Annotated in this window: 24 protein-coding genes and 1 pseudogene; 20 read left to right on the plus strand and 5 right to left on the minus strand. The window is 69.8% G+C overall.

Annotated features, from left to right (window positions below; all coding sequences use genetic code 11):
- Positions 1-51 precede the first annotated feature (51 nt).
- A complete protein-coding gene (locus AC1HIL_RS25660; protein WP_057592155.1) occupies positions 52-426 on the plus strand; it encodes an Hsp20/alpha crystallin family protein in 375 nt (124 codons plus the stop codon).
- Positions 427-508: 82 nt separating this feature from the next.
- On the opposite strand, the gene tsaD is transcribed toward AC1HIL_RS25660, so the two are convergent.
- A complete protein-coding gene (tsaD, locus tag AC1HIL_RS25665; protein WP_479670336.1) occupies positions 509-1561 on the minus strand; it encodes a tRNA (adenosine(37)-N6)-threonylcarbamoyltransferase complex transferase subunit TsaD in 1053 nt (350 codons plus the stop codon).
- A gap of 80 nt (positions 1562-1641) precedes the next feature.
- On the opposite strand from tsaD, the gene AC1HIL_RS25670 reads away from it, so the two are divergent.
- The 18 genes and pseudogenes from AC1HIL_RS25670 (at position 1642) to AC1HIL_RS25755 (ending at position 21285) form a co-directional block, all read left to right on the plus strand.
- Positions 1642-2934: a nitrate- and nitrite sensing domain-containing protein gene (locus tag AC1HIL_RS25670; RefSeq protein WP_479672784.1), complete on the plus strand. Its 1293-nt coding sequence runs from the start codon at positions 1642-1644 to the stop codon at positions 2932-2934.
- 350 nt (positions 2935-3284) lie between these two features.
- Positions 3285-4529: a CmpA/NrtA family ABC transporter substrate-binding protein gene (locus AC1HIL_RS25675; protein ID WP_057592152.1), complete on the plus strand. Its 1245-nt coding sequence runs from the start codon at positions 3285-3287 to the stop codon at positions 4527-4529.
- A 10-nt stretch (positions 4530-4539) separates the two neighbouring features.
- Complete coding sequence (gene ntrB / locus AC1HIL_RS25680; protein WP_261212593.1) at positions 4540-5463, plus strand: nitrate ABC transporter permease; 924 nt, start codon at positions 4540-4542, stop codon at positions 5461-5463.
- Complete coding sequence (locus AC1HIL_RS25685) at positions 5460-6269, plus strand: ABC transporter ATP-binding protein (RefSeq protein WP_261212591.1); 810 nt, start codon at positions 5460-5462, stop codon at positions 6267-6269. The genes ntrB and AC1HIL_RS25685 overlap by 4 nt, the downstream gene beginning before the upstream one ends.
- Before the next feature lie 90 nt (positions 6270-6359).
- Positions 6360-7660, plus strand: a pseudogene (locus AC1HIL_RS25690) (FAD-dependent oxidoreductase); the annotation flags it as partial.
- A complete protein-coding gene (locus AC1HIL_RS25695) occupies positions 7646-10381 on the plus strand; it encodes a nitrate reductase (protein ID WP_479672442.1) in 2736 nt (911 codons plus the stop codon). The pseudogene AC1HIL_RS25690 and the gene AC1HIL_RS25695, both read left to right, overlap by 15 nt.
- A gap of 195 nt (positions 10382-10576) precedes the next feature.
- Positions 10577-11482, plus strand: coding sequence for a DNA-binding protein YbiB (ybiB, locus tag AC1HIL_RS25700; RefSeq protein WP_479670338.1), 906 nt, complete (start codon positions 10577-10579; stop codon positions 11480-11482).
- The gene (gene cobA / locus AC1HIL_RS25705; RefSeq protein ID WP_479670339.1) at positions 11479-12291 is read left to right on the plus strand and encodes a uroporphyrinogen-III C-methyltransferase; all 813 of its coding nucleotides are present in this window, start codon (positions 11479-11481) and stop codon (positions 12289-12291) included. The genes ybiB and cobA overlap by 4 nt, the downstream gene beginning before the upstream one ends.
- A gap of 83 nt (positions 12292-12374) precedes the next feature.
- Entirely contained in the window at positions 12375-13478 is a 1104-nt protein-coding gene (locus AC1HIL_RS25710; protein WP_479670340.1) for an ABC transporter ATP-binding protein, read from the plus strand.
- 58 nt (positions 13479-13536) lie between these two features.
- Positions 13537-14805, plus strand: coding sequence for an ABC transporter substrate-binding protein (locus AC1HIL_RS25715; protein ID WP_057592145.1), 1269 nt, complete (start codon positions 13537-13539; stop codon positions 14803-14805).
- A gap of 4 nt (positions 14806-14809) precedes the next feature.
- Positions 14810-15727, plus strand: coding sequence for an ABC transporter permease (locus tag AC1HIL_RS25720; RefSeq protein WP_261212581.1), 918 nt, complete (start codon positions 14810-14812; stop codon positions 15725-15727).
- Positions 15727-16617 (plus strand): ABC transporter permease, encoded by an 891-nt coding sequence (locus AC1HIL_RS25725; RefSeq protein WP_296737404.1) that lies wholly within the window; start codon positions 15727-15729, stop codon positions 16615-16617. Before AC1HIL_RS25720 ends, AC1HIL_RS25725 begins: the two co-directional genes overlap by 1 nt.
- Before the next feature lie 61 nt (positions 16618-16678).
- Positions 16679-17809, plus strand: coding sequence for a sterol desaturase family protein (locus tag AC1HIL_RS25730; RefSeq protein WP_413762926.1), 1131 nt, complete (start codon positions 16679-16681; stop codon positions 17807-17809).
- A complete protein-coding gene (locus AC1HIL_RS25735) occupies positions 17809-18597 on the plus strand; it encodes a YaeF family permuted papain-like enzyme (RefSeq protein WP_413762925.1) in 789 nt (262 codons plus the stop codon). Before AC1HIL_RS25730 ends, AC1HIL_RS25735 begins: the two co-directional genes overlap by 1 nt.
- Positions 18598-18658: 61 nt before the next feature.
- Positions 18659-19891, plus strand: a complete 1233-nt coding sequence (locus AC1HIL_RS25740) for a BaiN/RdsA family NAD(P)/FAD-dependent oxidoreductase (RefSeq protein ID WP_479670341.1) — start codon at positions 18659-18661, stop codon at positions 19889-19891.
- A 112-nt stretch (positions 19892-20003) separates the two neighbouring features.
- Positions 20004-20216: a 30S ribosomal protein S21 gene (gene rpsU, locus AC1HIL_RS25745; protein ID WP_007833691.1), complete on the plus strand. Its 213-nt coding sequence runs from the start codon at positions 20004-20006 to the stop codon at positions 20214-20216.
- A 128-nt stretch (positions 20217-20344) separates the two neighbouring features.
- Complete coding sequence (locus AC1HIL_RS25750) at positions 20345-20794, plus strand: GatB/YqeY domain-containing protein (RefSeq protein ID WP_057592139.1); 450 nt, start codon at positions 20345-20347, stop codon at positions 20792-20794.
- Positions 20795-20799: 5 nt separating this feature from the next.
- On the plus strand, positions 20800-21285 hold the full coding sequence (locus AC1HIL_RS25755; protein ID WP_057592138.1) for an NUDIX domain-containing protein: 486 nt from the start codon (positions 20800-20802) through the stop codon (positions 21283-21285).
- A 13-nt stretch (positions 21286-21298) separates the two neighbouring features.
- On the opposite strand, the gene AC1HIL_RS25760 is transcribed toward AC1HIL_RS25755, so the two are convergent.
- Positions 21299-22072, minus strand: coding sequence for a sulfite exporter TauE/SafE family protein (locus tag AC1HIL_RS25760; protein ID WP_261212570.1), 774 nt, complete (start codon positions 22070-22072; stop codon positions 21299-21301).
- Between the two features lie 102 nt (positions 22073-22174).
- Here AC1HIL_RS25760 and AC1HIL_RS25765 point away from each other — a divergent pair, with 102 nt between their 5' ends.
- Positions 22175-23071 (plus strand): LysR family transcriptional regulator, encoded by an 897-nt coding sequence (locus tag AC1HIL_RS25765; RefSeq protein ID WP_057592136.1) that lies wholly within the window; start codon positions 22175-22177, stop codon positions 23069-23071.
- Here the strand turns inward: AC1HIL_RS25765 and AC1HIL_RS25770 are convergent.
- From AC1HIL_RS25770 to AC1HIL_RS25780, 3 genes are read right to left on the minus strand one after another with little or no spacing between them, the layout of a single operon-like run.
- On the minus strand, positions 23068-24069 hold the full coding sequence (locus AC1HIL_RS25770; protein ID WP_479670342.1) for an NAD-dependent epimerase/dehydratase family protein: 1002 nt from the start codon (positions 24067-24069) through the stop codon (positions 23068-23070). The two genes, AC1HIL_RS25765 and AC1HIL_RS25770, sit on opposite strands and share 4 nt — an antisense overlap.
- Complete coding sequence (locus tag AC1HIL_RS25775; protein WP_413762920.1) at positions 24066-24968, minus strand: bile acid:sodium symporter family protein; 903 nt, start codon at positions 24966-24968, stop codon at positions 24066-24068. The genes AC1HIL_RS25770 and AC1HIL_RS25775 overlap by 4 nt, the downstream gene beginning before the upstream one ends.
- A 25-nt stretch (positions 24969-24993) precedes the next feature.
- The gene (locus AC1HIL_RS25780) at positions 24994-26322 is read right to left on the minus strand and encodes a flavin-containing monooxygenase (protein ID WP_479670343.1); all 1329 of its coding nucleotides are present in this window, start codon (positions 26320-26322) and stop codon (positions 24994-24996) included.
- Between the last annotated feature and the right edge of the window lies 1 nt (position 26323).

The following is a 26323-nucleotide window of genomic DNA, read 5'->3' on the forward strand; positions in this document are numbered from 1 at the left end:
GTAAGGGACACACATTCCATGTCCCCATTGTGTTCATTCAGGAGTACTTCCATGTTTTTCGCACCCGCTCTCCGCGCCACCCGTTTCACCCCCCGCGCCTACGATCGCGCCTTCGAACGCTTCGTGAACGATGCCTTCGCCGGCACCGCGCGCCGCTCACCGCTGGTCGAGCAGGACGACAAGAGCTGGACCCTGTCGCTCGACGTACCCGGCTTCGCCCGCGAGGACCTGAGCATCGGCATCGAAGGCGCCGTGGTCCGCATCGACAGCAAGGCCGACGCCAAGCGCCAGTTCAAGGCCGCCTACGAGCTGCCGCTGGACATCGACGCAGCGGCCAGCGAAGCCAAGCTCGAGAACGGCGTGCTGACCCTGAAGCTCGCCAAGGTGGTGCCGGTCAGCCAGGTCTCGCAGCTGCAGATCAACTGATCCAGACAACCGGTCCAAGCGCAACCGACCTGCGAAAAAGCCCGCGCGGCGACCAGCCGTGCGGGCTTTTTCATGGGCGCTCTCAGGCGGTGGCGGGCAGGTCCGCCGACAGCGAGGCCATCGGCCAGCGCGGCTTCACGTCGAAAGCGTAGCGCTCGGTGGGCTGCGACAGCCCCGACTGCAGCCGCATCGCCGCGGCCATCGCGATCATCGCGCCGTTGTCGGTGCACAGGTGCAGTTCGGGGTAGTGCACGCGCACGCCGCGCTTCGCGCAGGCGGCATTCAACTGCTCGCGCAGCATGCGGTTCGCGCCCACGCCGCCGGCCACCACCAGCCGCTTGAGGCCGGCCTGCTCGAGCGCGGCCAGCGACTTCTTCAGCAGCACTTCGACGATCGCCGCCTGCGTGGAGGCCGCGAGGTCGGGCTTGCGCGCCTCGAGCGAATCGCCGAGCTTCCTGGCCTGCGTGAGCACGGCCGTCTTGAGGCCGGCGAAGGAGAAGTCGAGATCGCCGCTGTGCAGCAGCGGGCGCGGCAACTTGAAGGCCGCCGGATCGCCACCCGCGGCCAGCTTGGCGAGCCAGGGGCCGCCGGGGTACGGCAGGCCCATGAGCTTGGCGCTCTTGTCGAAGGCCTCGCCGGCCGCGTCGTCGATGGTTTCGCCCAGCAGCTCGTAGCGGCCCACGCCGTCCACGCGCATGAGCTGGGTGTGGCCGCCCGAGACCAGCAGCGCCACGAAGGGAAACTCGGGCGGGTCGGCGCTCAGGAACGGCGACAGCAGGTGGCCTTCGAGATGGTGCACGCCCAGCACGGGCTTGCCGAGCGCCGCGCCCAGCGCGCAGGCCACGCCCGCGCCCACGAGCAGCGCGCCCGCGAGGCCGGGGCCGCGCGTGTAGGCGACCACGTCGACCTCGGCCAGCGCGCGCCCGGCCTCGGCCATCACGGCATCGGTCAGCGGCAGCACGCGGCGGATGTGGTCGCGGCTCGCGAGTTCGGGCACCACGCCGCCATAGGCCTGGTGCATCGCGATCTGGCTGTGCAGCGCATGCGAGCGCAGCACCGGCAGCGCGTCGCCATGCGACTCGACCAGCGCCACGCCGGTCTCGTCGCAGGAGGATTCGATTCCTAGAAGCAGCATGGCCGCGAGTGTAGGCGGCGGGCGATAGGGGCTGCTGGCGCGGGGGTACGGCACGGATGTTGCTGCGGTTCGGGCACCCCATGAAATCCGGACTGCACTTCCTGATCGCCGCGCGGCGCAGCGAGATCGACGCACTCGAGCAGCTCGCGCGCACCAGCGAGCTGGTCGGTGCCGTCGGCCGGCTCGTGCATGCGCTGCAACGCGAGCGCGGCATGTCGAACCTGTTCCTGGCCTCGCGCGGCGCGCGCTTCGGCGACCAGCGCGATCCGCAGATCGCCGAGTGCGTGGCACTCGAGCAGGCGGTGCGGCTGGGCTTCGACCGGCTCGAGGCCGAGGCGCACGGCCGCGCGGGCGACGGCAACCACACGCGTCTGTTCAGCCGCATCGCCTGGGTGCTGCCGGGCCTCGATGGCCTGCCGGCCCTGCGCCGGCGCATCGGCGCGCTCGAACTGCAGCCCGCGCAGGCCACCGCGGCCTTCGCCAAGCTGGTCGCGGGGCTGCTGTCGGTGGTGTTCGAGGCCGCCGACGGCGCCACCGACCCCGAGATCTCGCGCCTGCTGGTGGCGCTGTTCAACTTCATGCAGGGCAAGGAGTTCGCGGGCCAGGAGCGCGCCCTCGGCGCCGCCGCCCTCGCCATGGGCCGCGTCGACGACACCCAGCGGGCCCAGTGGCTGCACCTGGTCGAGTCGCAGGAGCGCTGCTTCCAGGTCTTCACCGAGTTCTCGAATCCCGCGCTGCTCGCGCTGTGGCGCCAGAGCCAGAGCGACAGCACCCTGGCCGGGCTCGAGCGCATGCGCCGCATCGGCACCGTGCATCCGGGCGCGGCGCCCGCGGGCGGCCTGCCCGACCCGCGGCTGAGCCAGGCCTGGTTCGACTGCTGCAGCGCGCGCATCGACGCCATGCGCACCGTCGAGGACCAGTTGGCCGACGACCTGCGGCTGCAGTGCGGCCACAAGACCGCGCAGGCGCGGCGCGAACTCGAGGACTACCAGCGCCTGCTCGACACCCTGGCGCCGCGCGACGACGGCGAGCGCTTCTTCGACGACGTGCCGGCGCCCGCGCCCGCCGCCGCGCGTCCGGCCGCGCCCGAGGCCGCCACGCTCTATGGCCGCACGCTCGAGCGCTCGGTGCTCGACATGGTGCAGGCCCAGTCGCGCCGGCTGCAGGCCATGGGCGACGAGCTCGAGACCGTGCGCGCCTCACTCAACGAGCGCAAGCTGGTCGAGCGCGCCAAGGGCCTCTTGATGGCGCACCGCCGGATGAGCGAGGAAGAGGCGCACAAGATGCTGCGCCAGACCGCGATGAACCAGAACCGTCGGCTGGTCGACGTGGCCGAATCGGTGCTCGCGATGGCCGACTACCTGCCGCGTTGACCTGCGCGTCGATCGGTCCGCTCTGGTGCAGTGCACAACAACCGTGCCTGCCGACGCGCCGGCCGCCTTTTCCCACCGAATCGAAGGCCCGGGCGCACCCATACGGCGCATCGAGCTAGCAAAGCCATAGCAAAACCACGCGCGGCAGGGCTGGCACGCGCTTTGCTCAAGACATTTCATGAGGCTTTCGGGCCTCCAGGCAGAGGGCCCCCAATGGCGGGGGCCGTCCACCGACCCGGACAAAGGCGTCCTTATCCCGCGGGGCTGGCTCGTTTGCGAGCAGCCCCCGCGGTGGTGAGGACGCCTTTTCGTTTTTGTCTTCCGCCTTTCTCTTCGCAGGAGTCCGCCCCATGTCCGATCCGCTGCAAACCAAACTGAGCCGGCGCCGCGTGCTGCAGGCCGCCGCCATCGGCGCCGTCGGGATCGATCCCGCACTGCGCGCCGCCGTCTGGGCCCAGGGCTCCGACAAGCCCGAGAAGGAGGAAGTGAAGATCGGCTTCATCCCGCTGACCGACTGCGCCAGCGTGGTGATGGCCTCGGTGCTGGGCATCGACAAGAAGTACGGCGTGAAGATCGTGCCGAGCAAGGAGGCGAGCTGGGCCGGCGTGCGCGACAAGCTGGCCAACGGCGACCTCGACATGGCGCACGTGCTCTACGGCCTGGTCTACGGCATGCACCTGGGCCTGAGCGGCCCGAAGAAGGACATGGCCGTGCTCATGACCCTCAACAACAACGGCCAGGCGATCACGCTGTCGAAGAAGCTGGCCGACAAGGGCGCGGTCGACGCAGCCTCGCTCGCCAAGCTGATCGCCAGCGAGAAGCGCGAATACACCTTCGCCCAGACCTTCCCCACCGGCACCCACGCGATGTGGCTCTACTACTGGCTCGCCTCGGCCGGCATCGACCCGTTCAAGGACGTCAAGAACATCACCGTGCCGCCGCCGCAGATGGTGGCCAACATGCGCGTGGGCAACATGGACGGCTACTGCGTCGGCGAGCCCTGGGGCCAGCGCGCGATCATGGACGGCATCGGCATCACGGCCATCACCACGCAGGATATCTGGAAGGACCATCCCGAGAAGGTGCTCGGCACCACGGCCGAGTTCGCGAAGAAGTACCCGAACACCGCGCGCGCCGTGACCGCCGCCGTGCTCGAGGCAGGCAAATGGATCGACACCGGCCTGCAGAACAAGAACAAGATGGCCGAGACCATCGCCGACAAGAGCTACGTCAACACCAGCGTGGACGCGATCAACCAGCGCATCCTGGGCCGCTACGTCAACGGCCTGGGCAAGAGCTGGGACGACCCCAACCACATGAAGTTCTACAACGGCGGCGCGGTCAGCTTCCCCTACCTGTCCGACGGCATGTGGTTCCTCACGCAGCACAAGCGCTGGGGCCTGCTCAAGGAGCATCCCGACTACCTCAAGGTCGCGACCGAGATCAACCGCATCGACATCTACAAGCAGGCCGCGGCCGCCACGCAGACGCCAGTGCCCAAGGACCCGATGCGCAGCAGCAAGCTGTTCGACGGTTCGGTCTGGGACGGCAAGGACCCGAAGAAGTACGCCGAGTCCTTCAAGCTCCATGCATAGGGAGAACACCATGGTCAGCGCAGTCTTCCATTCGCCGCTCGAGGCGGTCGCCGCGCCGTCGGCCCCGGCCCTCGCGGCCAAGCCGGCGGCCGCCACCGCGGCACCCGTTCGCCCCCTGCCCGCGCCCGAGCCGCGGGTGCGCACGCCGCTCGATTTGCGCGCCTTCTGGATGCGCGTGCTGCCGCCGCTCGCGGGCTTCGGCCTGCTGCTGCTGGTGTGGGAGATCGTGGCCATGCGCAGCACCACCGGCTTTCCCTCGCCGCTGGCGGTCTGGCAGCAGGCGCTCACGGTGTTCAGCGATCCCTTCTACAGCAAGGGCCCGAACGACCAGGGCGTGGGCTGGAACGTGCTGTCCTCGCTGCAGCGCGTGGCGCTGGGCTTCGGCCTCGCGGCGCTGGTCGGCATTCCGGCCGGCTTCGCGATCGGGCGCTTCGAGTTCCTTTCGCGCATGTTCAATCCGCTGATCAGCCTGCTGCGCCCCGTCTCGCCGCTGGCCTGGCTGCCGATCGGCCTCCTGGTGTTCAAGGGCGCCAACCCGGCCGCGATCTGGACCATCTTCATCTGCTCGATCTGGCCGATGGTCATCAACACGGCCGTGGGCGTGCAGCGCGTTCCGAGCGACTACATGAACGTGGCCAAGGTGCTGAACCTCAGCGAATGGAAGATCCTCACCAAGATCCTGTTCCCGGCCGTGCTGCCCTACATGCTGACCGGCGTGCGGCTGGCCGTGGGCACCGCCTGGCTGGTGATCGTGGCGGCCGAGATGCTGACCGGCGGCGTGGGCATCGGCTTCTGGGTCTGGGACGAGTGGAACAACCTCAACGTCGCCAACATCATCATCGCGATCTTCGTGATCGGCATCGTCGGCCTGGTGCTCGAGTTCGCGCTGATCAAGCTCGCGACGGCCTTCACGTTCGAAGAGGTGAAATCATGATCGACGAGTCGAAGTACATCGAGATCCACGGCGTCGAGCAGGCCTTCAAGACGCCCAAGGGCCGCTTCGTCGCGCTGCGCGATGTGAACCTGAACGTGGCCAAAGGCGAGTTCATCACGCTGATCGGCCATTCGGGCTGCGGCAAGTCCACGCTCTTGAACCTGATCGCCGGGCTCACCACGCCCACCGCGGGCGCGCTGCTGTGCGCCAACAAGGAGATCAAGGGCCCGGGCCCCGAGCGCGCGGTGGTGTTCCAGAACCATTCGCTGCTGCCCTGGCTCACCTGCTTCGAGAACGTCTATCTCGCGGTCGAGCGCGTGTTCGCCGCCACCGAGAACAAGGCGCAGCTGCGCGCGCGCACCGACGCGGCGCTGGCGCTGGTCGGCCTCACGCCCGCGGCGCAGAAGCGCCCCGGCGAGATCTCGGGCGGCATGAAGCAGCGCGTGGGCATCGCGCGCGCGCTGTCGATGGAGCCCAAGGTGCTGCTGATGGACGAGCCCTTCGGCGCGCTCGACGCCCTCACGCGCGCCAAGCTGCAGGACGAGCTGCTGGCCATCGTGCAGAAGACGCGCAGCACGGTCGTGATGGTCACGCACGACGTGGACGAGGCCGTGCTGCTGAGCGACCGCATCGTGATGCTGACCAACGGCCCGGCCGCCACCATCGGCGAGGTGCTCATGGTCGACATCCCGCGCCCGCGCAACCGCGTCGAGCTCGCGGAGGATCCCGTCTACGTGCATGCGCGCAAGGCCGTGATCGACTTCCTCTACACGCGCCAGGGGCACGTGGAGAAGGCCGCGGCCTGACCCGGGTACGAGCCGGGCCGCCCGGCACGTCGGTGCACACCAGCGCCCCGCCCGCTCGATATCCGCTCGGTCGCAGAAAGGCAGGGCCCCATGAAGAAGATGAAACTCGTGCTGATCGGCAACGGTATGGCCGGCGTGCGCACGCTCGAGGAGCTGCTGAAGATCGCACCCGGCCTCTACGAGATCACGGTGTTCGGCGCCGAGCCGCATCCCAACTACAACCGCATCATGCTGTCGCCGGTGCTCGCGGGCGAGCAGACGCTCGACGAGATCGTGCTCAACGGCTGGGACTGGTACCGCGACCACGGCATCGCGGTGCATGCCGGGAAGAAGGTGGTCGAGGTCGACCGCGTGAAGCGCATCGTGCGCGCCGACGACGGCACCGAGGCCGCCTACGACCGCCTGCTGGTCTGCACCGGCTCCACCCCCTTCATGCTGCCGGTGCCCGGCAAGGAGCTCGAGGGCGTGATCGCCTACCGCGACATCGCCGACACCGACTGCATGATCGAGACCGCGCGCACGCACCGCCATGCGGTGGTGATCGGCGGCGGCCTGTTGGGCCTCGAGGCCGCCAACGGCCTGATGCGGCGCGGCATGGAGGTGACCGTGGTGCACGTCATGCCATGGCTCATGGAGCGCCAGCTCGACGAAACCGCGGCCCGGCTGTTGCAGCAGTCGCTCGAGGAACGCGGCCTCAATTTCAGGATGGGCGCGCAGACCCAGGAACTGGTCGGCGGCGAGCACGGCCGCGTCACCGCGATCCGCTTCAAGGACGGCACCGAGGTCCCGGCCGACCTGGTCGTGATGGCCGTGGGCATCCGCCCCAACGTCGAGCTGGCCGAGCGCATGCGGCTGCACTGCCACCGCGGCATCGTGGTCACCGACACCCTGCAGACCGTGACCGATGCGCGCATCTACGCGGTGGGCGAATGCGCGGCGCACCGCGGCATCGCCTACGGCCTGGTGGCGCCGCTGTTCGAGCAGGCCAAGGTGGCGGCCAACCATCTCGCGCAGCTCGGCATCGGCCGCTACCAGGGCTCGCTGACCTCGACCAAGCTCAAGGTCACGGGCATCGACCTGTTCAGCGCGGGCGAGTTCATGGGCGGCGAAGGCACCGAGGAGATCGTGCTGAGCGATCCCTTCGGCGGCGTCTACAAGAAGCTGGTGCTCAAGGACGACAAGCTGGTGGGCGCCTGCCTCTACGGCGACACGGTGGACGGCAGCTGGTACTACGCGCTGGTGCGCGAAGGGCGCAGCGTGCAGGAAATCCGCGACCGGCTGATGTTCGGTGAAGCCGTTGCCAGCGAGGACGAACCGAAGGCGGCCGCATGACCGACACCCGCTCCACCTGCCCCTACTGCGGCGTCGGCTGCGGCGTGATCATCGAGTCCGAGGGCGCGCAGATCACGGGCGTGCGCGGCGACCCCGACCACCCGGCCAACTTCGGCCGCCTCTGCACCAAGGGCTCGACCCTGCACCTGACGGCCAGCGCGCCGATCACGCGCCAGACGCGGCTGCTGCGCCCGATGCAGCGCGCGCGCCGCGGCGAGGCACCGCAGCCGCTGGACTGGGATGCGGCGCTCGAGCAGGCGGCCGGCCGCTTCGCGGGCATCGTGCAGGCGAACGGCCCCGACGCGGTCGGCTTCTACGTCTCGGGCCAGCTGCTCACCGAGGACTACTACGTCTTCAACAAGCTCGCCAAGGGCCTGGTCGGCACCAACAACATCGACACCAACTCGCGCCTGTGCATGAGCAGCGCGGTGGCCGGCTACAAGCAGACGCTGGGCGCCGACGCGCCGCCCGCCTGCTACGACGACCTGCGGCACGCGCAGTGCCTGTTCATCGTCGGCAGCAACACCGCCTGGGCCCATCCGATCCTGTTCAGGCGCATCGAGGACGCGAAGGCTGCCAACCCGGCGCTGAAGATCGTGGTGGCCGACCCGCGCCGCACCGACACGGTGGAGATCGCCGACCTGTTCCTGCCGCTGCAGCCGGGGACCGACGTGATGCTGTTCAACGGCATGCTGCACCTGATGCTGCGCGAAGGCTGGATCGCGGCCGACTACATCGCGGCCCACACCAGCGGCTTCGAGGCGCTGAAGGCCACGGTAGGCGACTGCACGCCCGAGACGGTGGCGCGGGTCTGCGGCCTGTCGACCGCGCAGCTGTTCGAGGCGGCCCGGCTGTTCGCCACCTCGCCGGCCACGCTGAGCCTGTACTGCCAGGGCCTCAACCAGTCCTCGAGCGGCACCGCGAAGAATGCCGCGCTGATCAACCTGCACCTGGCCACGGGCCAGATCGGGCGCGCGGGCGCCGGGCCGTTCTCGCTGACCGGCCAGCCCAATGCGATGGGCGGGCGCGAGGTCGGCGGCCTCGCGAACCTGCTGAGCGCGCACCGCGATCTCGCGAACCCGGCGCACCGCGCCGAGGTGGCGGCGCTCTGGGGCGTGCCCTCGGTGCCCGCGCAGCCCGGCAAGACCGCGGTCGAGATGTTCCAGGCCGCGGCCGACGGCGAGATCCGCGCGCTGTGGATCGCCTGCACCAACCCGGCCCAGTCGATGCCCGACCAGGCCACGGTGCGCCGCGCGCTCGAGCGCGCCGAGTTCGTGGTGGTGCAGGAAGCCTTCGCCACCACCGCCACCTGCGCCTACGCCGACCTGCTGCTGCCGGCCACCACCTGGGGCGAGAAGGAAGGCACGGTCACCAACAGCGAGCGCCGCATCTCGCGCGTGCGCCCCGCCGTGCCGCCGGCCGGCGAAGCGCGCCACGACTGGTCGATCGCGGCCGAATTCGCGCGCCGGCTCGAGGCGAGGCTGGGCCGCGCGGCCACGCTGTTTCCCTACGGGAACGCCGAGTCGGTCTGGAACGAGCACCGCGAATCGACGCGCGGGCGCGACCTCGACATCACAGGCCTGAGCTGGGCGCTGCTCGAGCACGCCGGCCCGCAGCAATGGCCGCTGCGCGAGGGCGAAACGGCCGGCCGCGCGCGGCTCTACGAGGACGGCGTGTTCCCCACGCCCGACGGCCGCGCGCGCTTCGCCGACACCGTCTACCGCCCGCTGGCCGAGCCGCGCGAGCCGCGCTGGCCGTTCTCGCTCAACACCGGCCGGCTGCGCGACCAGTGGCACGGCATGAGCCGCACCGGCAACGTCGGCCGGCTGTTCGGCCACGTGGCCGAGCCCGCGGTGCAGATGAACCCGCAGGACATGGCGCGGCGCGCGCTGCGCGAGGGCGACCTGGTGCACCTGAGCTCGCGGCGCGGTTCGATCCTGCTGCCCGCGCGCGCCAGCGAGGAGATCGCGCCCGACCAGGCCTTCGTCGCGATGCACTGGGGCGGCGAGTACCTGGGCGGCTCGTCCTCCACCGGCACGCCGCTCGCCGGCATCAATACCGTCACCACGCCGGCGTACTGCCCCATCTCGAAGCAACCCGAGCTCAAGCACGTACCGGTCAAGATCCTCAAGGCCGAGCTGCCCTGGTCGCTGCTGGCCATGGCCTGGCTGCCCGACGACGACGCGCTGGCCGCGCGCCGCGCGCTGCAGGCTCTGATGGCGGCCTTCCCGTTCGCGGCCTGCGTGCCCTTCTCGGGCGCCGACGGCAGCCGCGGCGGCCTGCTGTTCCGCGCCGCCGCCCACGAAGCGCCCGACGACGCCCTGCTCTCGCGCATCGAGGGCCTGCTGGGCCTGCAGGCACCCGACACCCTGCGCTATGCCGACCGTCGCCGCGGCCAGCGCCGCGCGGCGCGGCTGGCGCGCCGGGCCGACGGCGCGCGGCTCGAGGCCTTCCTGCTGGGCGGCGACACCAGCGCCGAGGCCTGGATCGCCACCGTGCTGCGCGAGGAGCTGCCGGCGCAGGACTACGGCCGGCTGCTGCTGTCGCCCGGCGCGCGTGCCCCGGTGGCGGTGCAGTCGCGCGGCAAGCCGGTCTGCACCTGCTTCAACGTGACCGACCTCGCGATCGAGCGCCAGCTGCGGCGCTGCGACGGCTCGCCCGCGGAACGGCTGGCCGCGCTGCAGGGGGCGCTGAAATGCGGCACCAACTGCGGTTCGTGCATTCCCGAACTCAAGCGGCGGGTGCGGGCGACACCGGTCGAGGCTGCGGTGGCCGTATGAATACGGACTTCCGGACGCAGAGGACGCGAAGGTTGCGCGAAGGACGCGAAAGGAGAACCTCAAGAATTTCATGTCTTCTTTTTGCGCTCTTTGCGCAACCTTCGCGTCCTCTGCGTCCGGCGGTCCGCTTTCAAGAAACCATGCATAAGCCGACTTTCATTCCGGCATAAGCCTTGCGGGACAATCCGCCTACCCATGGGAATCAGCCACTACATCAAGGAAATCGGCCGGGGCGCGCGCGGCGCCCGGCCGTTGTCGCGCGAACAGGCCTGCGACCTGTTCGGCCAGGTGCTCGATGGCACCGTCACCGACCTCGAGATCGGCGGCTTCTGCCTCGCGATGCGCATCAAGGGCGAAACGCCCGAGGAGATGGCCGGCTTCCTCGATGCCACGCATGCGCGGCTGGTGTGCTTTCCCGCCACCGAACGCCCGCTGGTCGTGCTGCCCAGCTACAACGGCGCGCGCAAGCTGCCGGTGCTCACGCCGCTGCTGGCGCTGCTGCTGGCGCGCGAGGGCCTGCCGGTGCTGGTGCACGGCAGCGCCACCGAAACCGCGCGCGTGCTGGCCTCCAACGTGCTCGAGGCGCTGGGCATCGCGCCGCTGGCCGCGGTGCGCGAAATCGCCGCCGGCGAGGCCGCCTTCGCCGCCACCGAGCTGATGAGCCCGGGCCTCAAGCGGCTGCTCGACGTGCGCCGCGTGGTCGGCCTGCGCAACCCGGGCCACAGCGTGGTCAAGCTGATGCAGCCCGGCGCCGGCGCCTGCGTGGTGGTCGGCAGCTACACCCATCCCGAATACGCGCGCGTCATGGCCGACACCTTCGAGCTCACCGGCATGACGGCGCTGCTGTCGCGCGGCCTCGAGGGCGAGGTGGTGTCGGACCCGCGCCGCACCGCCCAGATCGACGGCTTCGTGCGCGGCGTGCGCACCGAGCTGCAGGCCCAGCAGCCCGGCACCGACCCCGAGGTGCCCGGCCTGCCGAAGGACATCGACGTCGCGACCACGGCCGACTACACGCGCCGCGTGCTGGCGGGCGAGCTCCCCGTGCCCGAGGCGATCGCAACGCAGGTCCGGTACATCACGCAACTGGCATCCCACGCATGACAACGAACGCCCCCACCCCCTCCCTCATCGCCGGCCGCTGCACGCTGGTGGGCGCCGGCCCGGGCGACCCCGAGCTGCTGACCGTCAAGGCCGTGAAGGCGATCCAGGCCGCCACGGTGCTGCTGGTCGACGACCTCGTGAACGACGCCATCGTGCAGGCCCATGCCCGGCCCGATGCGCGCATCGTGCACGTGGGCAAGCGCGGCGGCTGCAAGAGCACGCCGCAGGCCTTCATCGAGCGGCTGATGATCACCGCGGTGCGCGAGGGCGAGACGGTGGTGCGGCTCAAGGGCGGCGACCCCTTCATCTTCGGCCGCGGCGGCGAGGAGGTCGAGCACCTGCGCGAGGCCGGCATCGAATGCGCGGTGGTCAACGGCATCACGGCCGGCCTCGCGGCCGTCACCGCGCTGGGCGTGCCGCTCACGCACCGCGACCATGCGCAGGGCGTGGTGTTCGTCACCGGCCATGCGAAGACGGGCGCCGGTGCCGCCGACGATCCGACCGACTGGCGCGCGCTGGCCGCGACCGCGCACGGCGCGCGGCTCACGCTGGTGATCTACATGGGCGTGTCGGGCGCGGCCCATATCGAGCACGAGCTGCTGCACGGCCTGCCGGCCGGCACGCCGGTGGCCGTGATCCAGCATGCGAGCCTGCCGCAGCAGCGCCACGTCGCGACCACGCTGGGCCGGCTGCAGCGCGGCATCGCCGAGGCCGGCCTCGCGAGCCCGGCGGTGATCGTGGTGGGCGACGTGCTGCGCGGCCTGGCCGCCGCCGGCCTGCCCGCGGACGCGGACCGCTTCGGCACCTGACCCCGGCGCGCGCCGTACGCCCTAAGGCGTAGAGGCGGCCCCGCCCGGCGGCCGCGGGCATGGATCGTGCTCGGCCACGGGCAATGAATGCCGTCGCCACGCCCGTCCCCGCCGCCATCGAGATCGTCGCGCTGAGCAAGCGCTACGCCCCGGGCACCCCGGCCGCCGTCGACCGGATCGACCTGCGCATCGCCAGCGGCAGCTACTGCTGCCTGCTCGGCCCCTCGGGCTGCGGCAAGAGCACCACGCTGCGCATGATCGCGGGCCACGAGTCGGTGACCAGCGGCGACATCCTGCTCGACAACCGCAACATCACCGACCTGCCGGCCGCCGCGCGCGGCACGGCGATGATGTTCCAGAGCTTCGCGCTGTTCCCGCACCTGTCGGCCACCGACAACGTGGCCTTCAGCCTCAAGATGAAGGGCGTCGCCAAAGCCGAGCGCCAGCAGCGCGCCAATGCGCTGCTCGAGCGCGTCGCGATGGGCCACCTGGCCGCGCGCAAGCCCGGCGAGCTCTCGGGCGGCCAACAACAGCGCGTGGCGCTGGCGCGCGCGCTGATCACCGAGCCGCGCGTGCTGCTGCTCGACGAGCCGCTGTCGGCGCTCGACCCCTTCCTGCGCATCCAGATGCGCGCCGAGCTGCGGCGCTGGCAGAAGGAACTGGGCCTGACCTTCGTGCACGTCACGCACTCGCAGGAGGAAGCGATGGCGCTGGCCGACACCATGGTGGTGATGAACCACGGCGTGATCGAGCAGGTCGGCTCGCCGCACGCGGTCTACAACCATCCGGCCAGCGAATTCGTGGCGCGCTTCATGGGCGGCCACAACGTGCTCGACACGCCCGCCGGCCCGATCGCGGTGCGCAACGACCGCATGCGGATCGCACCGGCCGCCGAGGCGTCGGAAGGCATCGCCGCCACCGTCACCGACGTCGAATACCAGGGCACCTACGTGCTGCTGGGTCTCGCGCTCGACGCGGCCGCGCCCGGGCGCGCGAATGTCTCGGTGCAGCTCGGCGAGGCCGCGTTCCTCGCGCGGCCCTATGCGCTCGGCGAGGCCGTGCGGCTGTCGTGGGCCGAGGCCGATGCGCGCGTGCTCGGGCCGGGCGCCAAGCCGCCGGGCGAACGCGCGCCGCAGCCCGCCGCCGCGCTGCGCGACGACACGGCGGCGCTCGCGATGACGCTCTGAGCCCCCTCTTTTCTTTCTTCCCTTCCGCGTTCCTCCCCTTTCTTTCAGGAGACCCAGCATGACCGACATCATCGACCCGACCCTCGGACTCAAGCGCCGCACGCTGCTGCAAGGCACGGCCGGCATCCTGGCCACGGGCATCGCGCCCTTCGTGCATGCGCAGGACAAGGTGGTGCTGCGCTATCTCGGCACGGCCGTGAACCAGGACAAGGCGATCGCCGAGAAGTTCAAGGCCGACACCGGCATCGAGATCCAGTACGTGGCCGTGACCACCGACGACGTGACCAAGCGCGCGGTGACGGCGCCCAACAGCTTCGACCTGATCGACACCGAGTTCTTCTCTCTCAAGAAGATCGTGCCGACCGGCAACCTCAAGGGCATCGACAGCAAGCGCGTGAAGAACGCCGACAAGATCACCTCGCTGTTCACCAAGGGCGAGGTGGCGGGCAAGAAGGTCGGCGACCAGGGCACGGCGCCCGTGAAGGTGATCTACCTCGAGGGCGAGAAGAGCAAGGCCTTCGCCAAGTCGGCCACGCAGTTCATGTCGCTGATCCCGACCACCTACAACGCCGACACGCTGGGCATCCGCCCCGACCTCATCAAGCGCCCGATCGGCTCCTGGGCTGAGCTGCTGAACCCGGAGTTCAAGGGCAAGACCGCGATCCTCAACATCCCCTCGATCGGCATCATGGACGCGGCGATGGTGGTGGAGGCCAAGGGCATCCACAAGTACGCCGACAAGGGCAACATGACCAAGGCCGAGATCGACCTCACGATCAAGACGCTGATCGAGGCCAAGAAGGCCGGCCAGTTCCGCGCGCTGTGGAAGGACTTCAACGAGTCGGTCAACCTGATGGCCTCGGGCGAGGTGGTGATCCAGTCGATGTGGTCGCCGGCCGTGACGGCCGTGCGCAGCAAGGGCATCGACTGCACCTTCCAGCCGCTCAAGGAGGGCTATCGCGCCTGGGCCTCGGGCTTCGGCCTGCCGGCCACGTTGTCGGGCAAGAAGCTCGACGCGGCCTACGAGTTCATCAACTGGTTCCTCGACGGCTGGGCCGGCGCCTACCTCAACCGTCAGGGCTACTACAGCGCGGTGCTCGACACCGCGAAGACCAAGATGGAAGCCTACGAATGGGCCTACTGGATGGAGGGCAAGCCCGCGGCGCAGGACATCAAGAGCCCGCAGGGCGACGTGATCGCCAAGGCCGGCGCGGTACGCGACGGCGGCAGCTACGAGCAGCGCATGGGCGGCATCGCCTGCTGGAACGCGGTGATGGACGAGAACGAGTACATGGTCCGCAAGTGGAACGAGTTCGTCGCGGCCTGATCCCGTGAGTGCACCCACCACCCGCGCGAACGCCGCCACCGCGCCCCTGCATGCCGTGAAGGCGTGGTGGCAGGCGGCGCCGTTCGCGCTGGTGTTCCTGCTGTTCTTCCTGGTTCCGCTGGCGCTGGTGGCGATGGTGAGCCTGTGGAACTTCAACGAGTACGAGCTGATCCCGGCGTTCACGCTGCGCAACTACCTGAGCCTGTTCGAGGGCTGTTCGCGGCTGACCGACAACGGCGATCTCTGCGTGACGCTCAACACCTACCTGAGCACCTTCAAGTTCTGCCTGCTGGTCTGGGGCATCACGCTGCTGATCGGTTTCTCGGTGGCCTACTTCCTGGCCTTCCACGTGCGCTCGTCGACGATGCAGACGGTGCTGTTCGTGCTGTGCACGGTGCCGTTCTGGACCTCGAACGTGATCCGCATGATCTCGTGGGTACCGCTCTTGGGCCGCAACGGACTGGTGAACCAGGCGCTGATGGGCCTGGGGCTGGTGCAGCAGCCGGTGGAGTGGCTGCTGTTCTCCGACTTCTCGGTGGTGCTGGCCTTCGTGCACCTCTACACGATGTTCATGATCGTGCCGATCTTCAACAGCATGATGCGCATCGACCGCTCGCTGCTCGAGGCCGCGAACGATGCGGGCGCCTCGGGCTGGCAGACGCTGTGGAACGTGGTGGTGCCGCTGTCGCGCACGGGCATCCTGATCGGCTCGATCTTCGTCATCACGATCGTGATGGGCGACTTCGTGACCATCGGCGTGATGGGCGGCCAGCAGATCGCCTCGATCGGCAAGATCATCCAGGTGCAGACTTCGTACCTGCAGTTCCCGCTGGCGGCGGCCAACGCGATGATCCTGCTGGCCGTGGTGCTGATGATCATCTGGGGGCTGACGCGGCTGGTCGACATTCGCAAGGAGCTCTAGTGACCCCGCACATCAGAGAGAAACGCAACAAGGGCTTCTGGCCCCTGGCCACCGTCTTCGCCCTCTTCGTGCTGTTCCTCTACGGCCCGATGATCACGATCTTCGTGCTGAGCTTCCAGGGCCCCGAAGGCGGCCTGACCTTCCCGCTGCGGGGCGTCTCGCTGCACTGGTTCCACAAGCTCGCCGAGGGCCTGGGCACGGTCGACATCGGCGCCGCGTTCCGGCGTTCGCTCGCGCTGGGCGCCGTGGTCATGGGCTTCACCGTCGTGCTCTCGGTGCTCGCCGGCCTCGCGTTCCGCAAGAAGCTCGCGGGCGGGAACACCCTGTTCTTCGTCACGGTCGCGAGCCTGATCATGCCCTCGATCATCATTTCGCTGGGCATCGGGCTGCAGTTCCGGCTGCTCGACACCGGCATCAAGGCCCTGCTGACCGCCATCGATGCCACCACCCTGCTCGAGGGCTACGGCACCGCGCTCGGCCTGTTCAGTTCCGCCCTCGGCGCCCACCTCACCTGGACCCTGCCCTTCGGGCTGCTCATCATGTTCGCGGTCTTCAACCGCTTCAACCCGGCCTACGAGGAGGCCGCGCGCGACCTCGGCGCCACGCCCTGGCAGACCTTCCGCTTCGTCGTGCTGCCGCTGATCGGCCCCTCGATCGTGGGCATCGGCATGTTCGGCTTCACTCTCTCGTGGGACGAGATCGCGCGCACCTCGCAGGCCATCGGCGACGTCAACACCCTGCCGCTCGAGCTGCAGGGCCTGACCTCGACCGTGACCACCCCTTCGATCTATGCCCTCGGCACGGTGACCACCGTGGTGTCGCTGCTGGTCATGGCGGCGGCGCTGGGGGCGGCCGCGTTGCTGCGGCGACGCTCCACCCGAAGGGGGTGACCGCTTTGGCGCCGCCCGACCTAAAATCGCGCCCCTACAAAAAAGCAAGACAGAGGCGGGCATGCTGGAAATCGACAAACTCAACGAACTCGCCGAAAGCCACGGCGAGCTGCGCCGTGGCAAGGGCATGGTCACGGGCACCATCGCCATCAGCCTCGCGGTGCTGTGCTTCCTCGGCGTGCTGGTATTCCACTTCCCGCAGTACCTGAGCACGCCCGAGCTGCGCAAGAGCTACAACGTCGACCTCATGCGCTGGGTGCTGCTGATCGCCATGGTGGTCTCGGGCAGCCTCTCGCTGGTCAACATCATCTTCAACCGCACGCGCTGGCTCTCGTCCTTCGCCTTCCTCTTGATCGTGCTGTCGGCCCTGCTCGGCGGCCACAAGGTCCCGGTCCACGACTTCGCCGACAACACCCCCTACATCGGCCTCGACTGGTTCATCCTCGACCTGCTCGGCTCCTCGCTGATCTTCATCTTCATCGAGAAGCTGTTCGCGCTGCGCAAGGACCAGCCCGTGTTCCGCGAGGAGTGGCAGACCGACTTCCACCACTTCGTGGTCAACCACATGATCGTGGGCTTCGTGCTGCTGGCCACCAACCTCATGGTGCACAAGCTGTTCGGCTGGGCCGCCAACGACGGCATTCGCGGCTGGGTCGGCAACCTGCCGTTCTGGGCCGGGCTGCTGCTGATCATCCTGGTGGCCGACCTGGTGCAGTACTGGACGCACCGCGCCTACCACGAGGTGCCGGTGCTGTGGCGGCTGCACGCGGTGCACCACAGCGTGAAGAGCATGGACTGGATGGCCGGCTCGCGCCAGCACATCCTCGAGCTGCTGATCACGCGCACCCTGGTGCTGGCGCCGATCTACGTGCTGGGCTTCAGCAAGGAAGTGATCGACGCCTACATCGTGGTGGTGGGCTTCCAGGCGGTGTTCAACCACTGCAACGTGAGCGTGCGGCTCGGCCCGCTGCGCTACGTGATCGTGACGCCCAACTTCCACCACTGGCACCACAGCCAGGACCAGGAAGCGCTCGACAAGAACTACGCGGCGCACTACGCCTTCCTCGACTACCTGTTCGGCACCGCGGTGAAGAGCACCAGGCTCTGGCCCGAGAAATACGGCGTGCTCGGCGACTACGTGCCCAACGGCTTCTTCAAGCAATTGAAGTTCCCGTTCGTCTGGAAGGGCTGATGCGCGCGTTCCGCCAGACCTGCGCGGCCCTCGCTGCCGCGGGCGCCGCCCTGCTGCTCGGGGCCTGCGCCACCCGGCTCGACCTGCCCTCGCAAGACAACGGCCTGCGCCTGCGGGTGCAGAGCTCGGTGATCGCGCCGGGCAACGGCGGCGAGCTGATCGCGGCCGATGCGCTGGAGCCCGGCGACATCCTGCTGACCTCGATCGCCACGGTGAACTCCTTCGGTATCCGGCTGGGCACCTTCTCGCCCGTGAGCCATGCGGTGCTCTACCTCGGCGACGGCCGGATCGCCGAGGCCGTGGGCAGCGGCGTGCGCGCGCGGGCGCTGGCCGAGGTGGTCGACGAGGAACAGATGGTCGTGGCCTTCCGCGTGCCCGGCGTGGACGCGGCCGGCGCCGAGCGCATGCGTGCCTGGGCGCTGTCGCAGGTCGGCGTGCGCTACAACACCGTGGGCGTGCTGCTCAACGCCCCCTTCGTGCTGAATCGCCGGCTGTGCGAGCTGCCGCTGATGCCGGGCGCGGTCAGCCACTACTGCATGAGCGGCATGGCCATGGTGCAGCTGGGCGCGAGCCGCGACGACCAGTTCTTCTGCTCGCAGTTCGTGCTCGAGGCCTACAACCGGGCCGGCCTGCCGATCACCAGCGCCGACCCGCGCTGGGTCAGCCCGGCCGACCTGCTGCACATGCGCGAGGGCGACGTGCCCTCGATCGCCGCCACCCAGCCGCTGCGCTACGTGGGCCACCTCAAGTACAACCCGCCGCCGGTACTGGCGGCCGACGGGCCATGAGCGCCGCGCCGGGCCGCCCCAAGCAAGCTCGCACCGCAGTGCGAAGCACGGAGGTCCTTCAATGACCGAGGCCAAGCATTTCGACGCCGTGGTGATCGGCGCCGGCGCCGCCGGCCTGTTCTGCGCGGGCGTGGCGGGCCAGCGCGGGCTCAAGGTGCTGCTGCTCGACCACAGCGAGAAGGTGGGCGAGAAGATCCGCATCTCCGGCGGCGGCCGCGCCAATTTCACCAACCGCGACCTCGACGTGCGCGCGCCGCAGCGCCACTTCATCGGCGAGAACCCGAATTTCTGCCGCTCGGCGCTGTCGCGCTATGCGCCGCAGCAGTTCATCGAACTCGTGCAGAAGCACGGCATCGCCTTCCACGAGAAGCACAAGGGGCAGCTGTTCTGCGACGGCTCCTCGCAGCAGATCGTCGACATGCTGCTGGCCGAATGCGCGGCCGGCGGGGTCGAGCGCTGGCAGCCCTGCCGCATCGGCCAGATCACGTTCTCGGCCGAAAACGCAGATGGGGCGAGCGTCGGCAGCTATCGAATCGAGAGCAGCCGCGGGCCCATCGAAACGCCGAAGATCGTGGTCGCCACCGGCGGCCTGTCGATCCCCCAGATCGGCGCCAGCGACTTCGGCTACCGCATCGCCGAGCAGTTCGGCCTGCGCATGGTCGCGCCGCGCCCGGCGCTGGTGCCGCTGACCTTCGGCGGCGAGGCCTGGGCGCCCTATGCCGAACTGGCCGGGCTGGCGCTGCCGGTGCGCATCGAGACCGGGGCCAGGAAGGAGAAGATGGCCTTCCTCGAGGACCTGCTGTTCACCCACCGCGGCCTCTCGGGTCCGGCCGTGCTGCAGATCTCGAGCTACTGGAAGCCCGGCGCGCCGCTCACGCTCGATTTCGCGCCCGGCGTGGACGTGGCCGCGGCCTTCGCCGAGGCCAAGCTGCGCTCGAGGAAGCGCATCGCCAACGAGCTCGCCGCCCTGGTGCCCTCGCGGCTGGCCGATGCCTGGGTCGGCCAGGACGGCGCGCTGCAGCGGCCGATCAACGAGGCCGCCGACCGCGCGCTGGCCGCGCTGGCCGAGCGCATCGCGCGCTGGCAGATCGTGCCCTCGGGCACCGAGGGCTACAAGAAGGCCGAGGTCACGGCCGGCGGCGTCGACACCCGGGACCTGTCGTCCCAGACGATGGAATCGAAGCAGCCGGGCCTGTATTTCATCGGCGAAGTGGTCGATGTCACCGGCTGGCTCGGCGGCTACAACTTCCAATGGGCCTGGGCGAGTGCCCACGCCTGCGCAAACGCGCTATAATCGCCGGCTAACTTTGGCCTTCCCTCAACGGCCACACACTTTTTCTTGTTGAGGAACCCCGGCCTGGGGCTCTCGATCCTCCCCCGGCCAAATTTCAAATCAACGATTCCTGATGACCACCATCCGCGTTAAAGAAAACGAGCCCTTCGACGTCGCCCTGCGCCGTTTCAAGCGCACCATCGAAAAGCTCGGCCTGCTGACCGACCTGCGCGCCCGCGAGTTCTACGAAAAGCCGACCGCCGAGCGCAAGCGCAAGAAGGCAGCCGCCGTGAAGCGCCACTACAAGCGCGTTCGCAGCATGCAGCTGCCCAAGAAGCTGTACTGACGCACCCTGGCACCGGAGGCAGCGGCCGATTCGACAACACCGAACCCGCCGCCCTCCGCCCCGCCAACTGCCTTCCAGCCGCGCCAGGGAAACCTGCCGCGGCTTTGTTTTTTCCCGCAGGAGACCCCATGAGCCTCAAAGAACAGATCACCGAAGACATGAAGACCGCGATGCGCGCCAAGGACTCCGAGCGCCTGGGCACGATCCGGCTGCTGCTGGCCGCGCTCAAGCAGAAGGAAGTCGACGAGCGCGTCGAGCTCGACGACGCCATGGTCGTGGCCATCGTCGACAAGCTGGTGAAGCAGCGCAAGGACTCGGTCACCGCCTTCACCCAGGGCGGCCGCGCCGACCTGGCCGACAAGGAAGCGGCCGAGATCAAGGTGCTCGAGGTCTACCTGCCGCAGCGCATGGGCGCCGACGAGATCGCCGCCGAGGTCAAGGCCATCGTGGCCGAGCTCGGCGCCGCGGGCCCGGGCGACATGGGCAAGGTGATGGGCGCGGTCAAGACGCGCCTGGCCGGCAAGGCCGACATGGGCCTGGTGAGCGCCGCGGTCAAGGCCGCGCTGACCGGCGCCTGATCGCCATGACCGCCGGCACCGAGGCCGCCGCGATCCCGAAGGCCTGCGCCTGCCTGGTCGACGCGCGCGGCCGGCTGCTGGTGTTCCGCCATCCCGAGGACGGCAACATGCAGCTGCCCAAGGGCACCATCGAACCGGGCGAGTCGCCCGAGTTCGCGGTGCGGCGCGAACTGCTCGAGGAATCGGGCATCGACCATGCCGGCGCGCTGGTCTCGCTGGGCACCCTGCAGCGCGACTGCGAGGCCGGCGTCGAGGGCAACACCCACCGCCATCCGCAGCTGTGGCACCTGTTCCTGATGCACGCCGAAGGGCCGCTGCCCGAGCACTTCGACCATGTGGCCATGGGCAGTCCCGAGGAGGACGGCCTGGTGTTCTCGTTCAGCTGGCTGGCGCCCGAGGCACCGATCGACGGCTACGCCCTGCCCTACCGCCAGACCATCGAGCGGGTGCGCGCCGCGCTGGCGTCGACGCAGCCCGTCGCGGCCGGCTGAGGAAGGCTCCCGCTCATCCCATGGCCCGCACGGCCATGTAGGCGCCCAGCAGCCCCAGCCCGACCAGGAAGCAGCGCCTGAACACCGGCACCGGCAGCCGCTGGCGCAGCCAGGTGCCCAGCACCATGCCCGCGATCGCCGGCACCAGCATCAGCGCCGAACCGCCGAGCACCGCCAGCGGATAGCCGCCATTGCCCGCGAGCCCGATCGCCAGCACCACGGTCGAGGTGGTGAACGAAATCCCCATCGCCTGGATCAGCGCGTCGCGCTGGAAGCCCAGTGCCTGCAGGTAGGGCACGGCCGGCACCACGAACACCCCGGTCACGGCCGTCACCAGCCCGGTCGCGATGCCGACCAGCGGCCCGAGCCAGCGTTCGTGCGCGGGCGCCACCTTCAGCTGCCGCCCGGTCAGCCCCCACAGCGCATAGGCCACCAGCGCCACGCCGAGCGCCACCGAGGCCCAGGCGCCGGCCGGCACGCCCAGCCACCAGGCGCCGCCCAGCGTGCCCGCCACGATGCCGGCCTGCATGCCGCCGATGCGCCGCAGCACCGGCAGGAAGCTCGCGCGCGGCCCGGTCTGCCAGACGTTGGTGACCAGCGAGGGCACGATCAGCAGCGCCGCCGCCTGCACCGGGCGCATCCACAGCGCGAGCAGGCCCATCGACACCGTCGGCAGCCCGAGGCCGATCACGCCCTTGATCACGCCGGCCAGCAGGAAGACCGCCGCGGCGGCGATGCCGTGCCCCGCGAGGCCGGCCAGTTCGTTCGAGAAGGAGGAAGACGTCATCGGCGCGCAGTCTGCCGGCCGCGGCGCCGGCCGGGAATCCGGCATTCGCGCAGCGAGCCTCAGGCACAGACTGAGGCCGGCGTGCTACCTTGCGGGCTCACCATGCGATTCGATCTCACCGACCTGCGGCTCTTCCTCCACGTCGTCGAGGCCGGCAGCCTGACCGCCGGCGCGCAGCGCTCGCACATGACGCTGGCCTCGGCCAGCCAGCGCGTGCGCGGCATGGAGGATGCGCTCGGCACCCCGCTGCTCACGCGCCATGCCCAGGGCGTGCGCCCCACCGAGGCCGGCCGCACCCTGCTGCACCATGCGCGCGTGGTGCTGCAGCAGATGGAGCGGCTGCGCGGCGAGCTCGGCGAATACGGCCAGGGCCTCAAGGGCCATGTGCGCTTCCTCTGCGGCACCTCGGCGCTGACCGAGCACCTGCCCGAGGTGCTGGCGCGCTTCCTGGCGCAGCATCCGCGGGTGTCGATCGACCTCGAGGAACGGCCCAGCCCCGACACCGTGGAGGCGCTGCGCGCCGGGCTGTGCGACATCGGCATCGTCTCCGACGCCATCGACACCGAGGGCCTCGAATGCCATCCGTTCCGGCGCGACGACCTGGTGCTGGTGATGCCGCGCGGCCATGCGCTGGCCGGGCGCCGGCGCGTGAAGCTGGCCGAGGTGGTCGACAGCGAGTTCGTCGGCCTGCCCGCCGACAGCGCGCTGCAGCAGCTCGTGACCATGCATGCGCGCGCGCTCGGGCGCCACCTGTCCTACCGCGTGCGGGTGCGCAACTTCGAGGCCGTGTGCCGCATGGTCGAGCAGGGCATCGGCGTGGGCATCCTGCCGCAGACCGCGGCCGCGCGCTGCGCGCGTTCGATGAAGATCGCGCGCGCCTCGCTGGCCGACGCCTGGGCCGAGCGCACCTTGATGGCCTGCGTGCGCAATTCGGAGGAGCTGCCGCTGAACGCGCGGCGCATGCTCGCCTACCTGCTCGAACCCGTCGAGAAAGCCTAGGCCCCGCGCGTGACCGGCCGCCCCTGCGCCGCGCGCGCCGCCACGAAGGCCTCGAAAGCCTCGGCGCTGGTCTTGCGCGGGCGGTAGCCGAAACGCTCCTTCAGCGCGGTGTTCGACAGCACCGGCCGGTAGCGCAGGAAGTCGAGCTGCTCGGGCCCGTAGCGGCTCACGCCGAGCGCCGAGCCCACCGCCAGCGCCGTCTTCAGCACGCCCGCGGGAAAATCGACGGTGCGCTTGCCCAGCCGCGCGGCGATCTCGTGGATCGGCAGCGCGCCGTCGCCCGCGAGGTTGTAGCAGCCGGCCGGCGCGCCGCCCTCGAGCGCATGGGCGATGGCGCCGGTCACGTCCTCGTCCCAGACGAAGACGAAGGGACTCGCGCTGCCGCGGATCGCGATCAGCCGCCGCTTCTCGAACAGCGCCGTGATCTGGTTGTCGACGCGCTCGCCGAGGATGGTGCCGATGCGCAGCACCGTCTGCGCCAGCGAGGGATGGCGCGCGCGCCAGTCGGCCAGCAGCTCCTCGACCTGGCGCTTGTGGTCGGCATAGGCGAACACCGCGTTGCCGCGCAGCGGCTGGCGCTCGTCGATCCAGGCCGGGTTGTCGGCGTGGTAGCCGTAGGCCGCGCCGCTCGACGACACCACGATGTGCGCGACCCGGTACATGGTGCAGGCCTTGAGCACGTTGCGCGTGCCGCCCACGTCGACCGAATGCTCGAAGTCGCGGTTCGAGTCCCTGCCCGGCGTGACGATCGAGGCCAGGTGCACCACGGTGTCGATGGCATGGTCGGCGAAGGCCTTGCCGATGCCGGCCTCGCGCACGTCCTGCGCCAGGTAGGCCACGCCCGGCAGCCGGCGCTCGCGCGGCACCTCGCGCACGTCGAGCGCCACCAGGCCCTCGAGCTGCCCATGGCCGAGCCTGGGCGCGAGCGCGGCCAGCACGCCGCGGCCCAGGAAGCCGTCGGCGCCCGTTACCAGCACGCGGCGCGCGGCGGCCGTCATGGCGTCGCGGGCCGGCGACCCCACCAGCTCGCGAGCGCGAGGCCCGCGATGATGTCCCAGAAGCCCCAGACGCCGGCCACCACGGCCATGCCGCCGAGCCCGCCGAAGAAGCTGAAGATCAGCACCAGCCCGAGCCCCGCGTTGCGGATGCCGACCTCGATCGCCACCGCGCGCCGGTCGTAGTCGGCCAGCCCCGACAGCCGTGCGCAGAGGTAACCGGTGCCGAAGGCCAGCGCGTCGTGCAGCACCACGGCCAGCAGCACCAGCCCCACGTAGTCGAGGAAGTAGCGCCAGTTGCCCGCGATCGCGCCGACGATGAAGGCGATCAGCGCGAGGAAGCTCAGGATCCGCGCCGGCTTCTTGATGCGCGCCGTGAGCCCCGGCAGCCGGTGGGCGCATGCCACGCCGAGCACGAAGGGAATGCCGATGATCATCACGATGTGGCCCAGCATGTCGAGCGGGTCGAGCGCGATGGTCTGGAGCAGCGGCGCGGCGGTCGGATGCAGCCCGCCCCAGAAGGCGAAGTTCAGCGGCATCAGCACGATCGACAGCGCGTTCGAGATCGCGGTCATCGACACCGACAGCGCCACGTTGCCGCCCGCGCGGTGCGTGAGGATCTGCGAGATGTTGCCGGGCGGGCAGCAGGCCACCAGGATCATGCCGAGCGCGATGCTCGGGGCCGGCTTCAGCAGCAACGTGAGCGCGAAGGTCACGGCCGGCAGCACGATGAACTGCGCGCCGATGCCCACCGCCATCGCGCCGGGCATGCGCGCCACGCGCTTGAAGTCCTCGATGCGCGTATCGAGCGCGATGCCGAACATCAGGAAGCCCAGCACCACGTTGAGCAGCACCAGCGAGGCCGGGTTGAAATGCAGGCGGATCTCGTCGACGGGCAGCATGGGGCGCGTGTCCTTTTTCGTCGGCTCAGGAAGGATCGGCCAGCGCCGCCGAGGCGGCGCGCACCGCGGCGCGGTAGGTGTCCTTGTGCACGTAGTAGGCCATGCGCTCGAGCTGCAGGTACTTGTAGCCGCCCGACAGGTCGGGCGGGGGCCCCTTGGCGGCCGCGCGCAGCGCCGCGGCCTTGGGCGATCCCGCCGCCTGCGCGCGCAGGTAGCGCGCCACCAGCTCGGCCTGTTCGTAGCGCCCCTGCCAGCCGATGCCGCTGGCCTCGATCATGCCGAGCACCGCGAGGTTCTCGAAGCGCGGCGAGAAGATGTTGAGGTACAGCCGCGGCGCCATGCCCTGCCAGTCGAGCAGCGCGCGGTCGATGAACGGGTAGTGCAGCGCATAGCCGGTGGCGGTGAGGATCAGGTCGTAGTCGCGCGTGCCGCCGTCCTTGAAGTAGACGGTGTGGCCGGCCAGCCGCTCGACGTCGGCGCGCACCGCGATGTCGCCATGGCCGATGTGGTGCAGGATCAGCGAATTGACGATCGGATGCGACTCGTACATGCGGTAGTCGGGCTTCGGAAAGCCGAAGTGCGTGGGGTCGCCGGTGAACCACTGCAGCACCATGGCGTCCAGCCGCTGCTTGAGCCATGGCGGCAGCGGCTTGCTGCCGCCGAGCGTGTCGGCCGGCTTGCCGAACACGTACTTGGGCACGAAGTAATAGCCGCGCCGCACCGAGATGTCCACGCACTTCGCGTAGTGCACCGCGTCGACCGCGATGTCGCAGCCCGAGTTGCCCGCGCCCACGATCAGCACCCGCTTGCCCTTGAAGATCTCGGCATGCTTGTAGTCGCTGGTGTGCAGCAGCTCGCCCTCGAAGTGGCCGTCGAAGCGCGGATGCTTGGGCTCGGACAGCGTGCCGTTGGCGATCACCACGCCCTTGAATTCGAAGGTCTCCACGCCCTCCTCGCCATCGCCGTCGGCCGGGCCCACGCTCACCTGCCAGGTGGTGTCGGGCGCGTTGGAGGTGGGCTCCACGCGCAGCACGCGCGTGCCGAAGCGGTAGTGCTCGCGCAGCCCGAAGCGGGTGGCGAAGTCGCTGAAGTAGCGGCGCAGCTCGCGGTGGCTCGGGTAGTCGGCCACCGTGTCGGGCATCGGGAATTCGCTGAACTCGGTGGTCCTCTTGCTCGAGATCAGGTGCGCCGAGTGGTAGACCGTGGAGCGCGGGTTGTCGATGTCCCACAGCCCGCCCACGTCGCCGTGCGCCTCGAAACCCTGGAAGGGAATGCCGTGCTTCTGCAGGTTGCGGGCACCGGCGAGGCCCGAGGGGCCGGCGCCGATCAGCGCGATCTGTTCGTGGGTGGGCACT

The organism is Variovorax sp. ISS6, assembly GCF_056523145.1.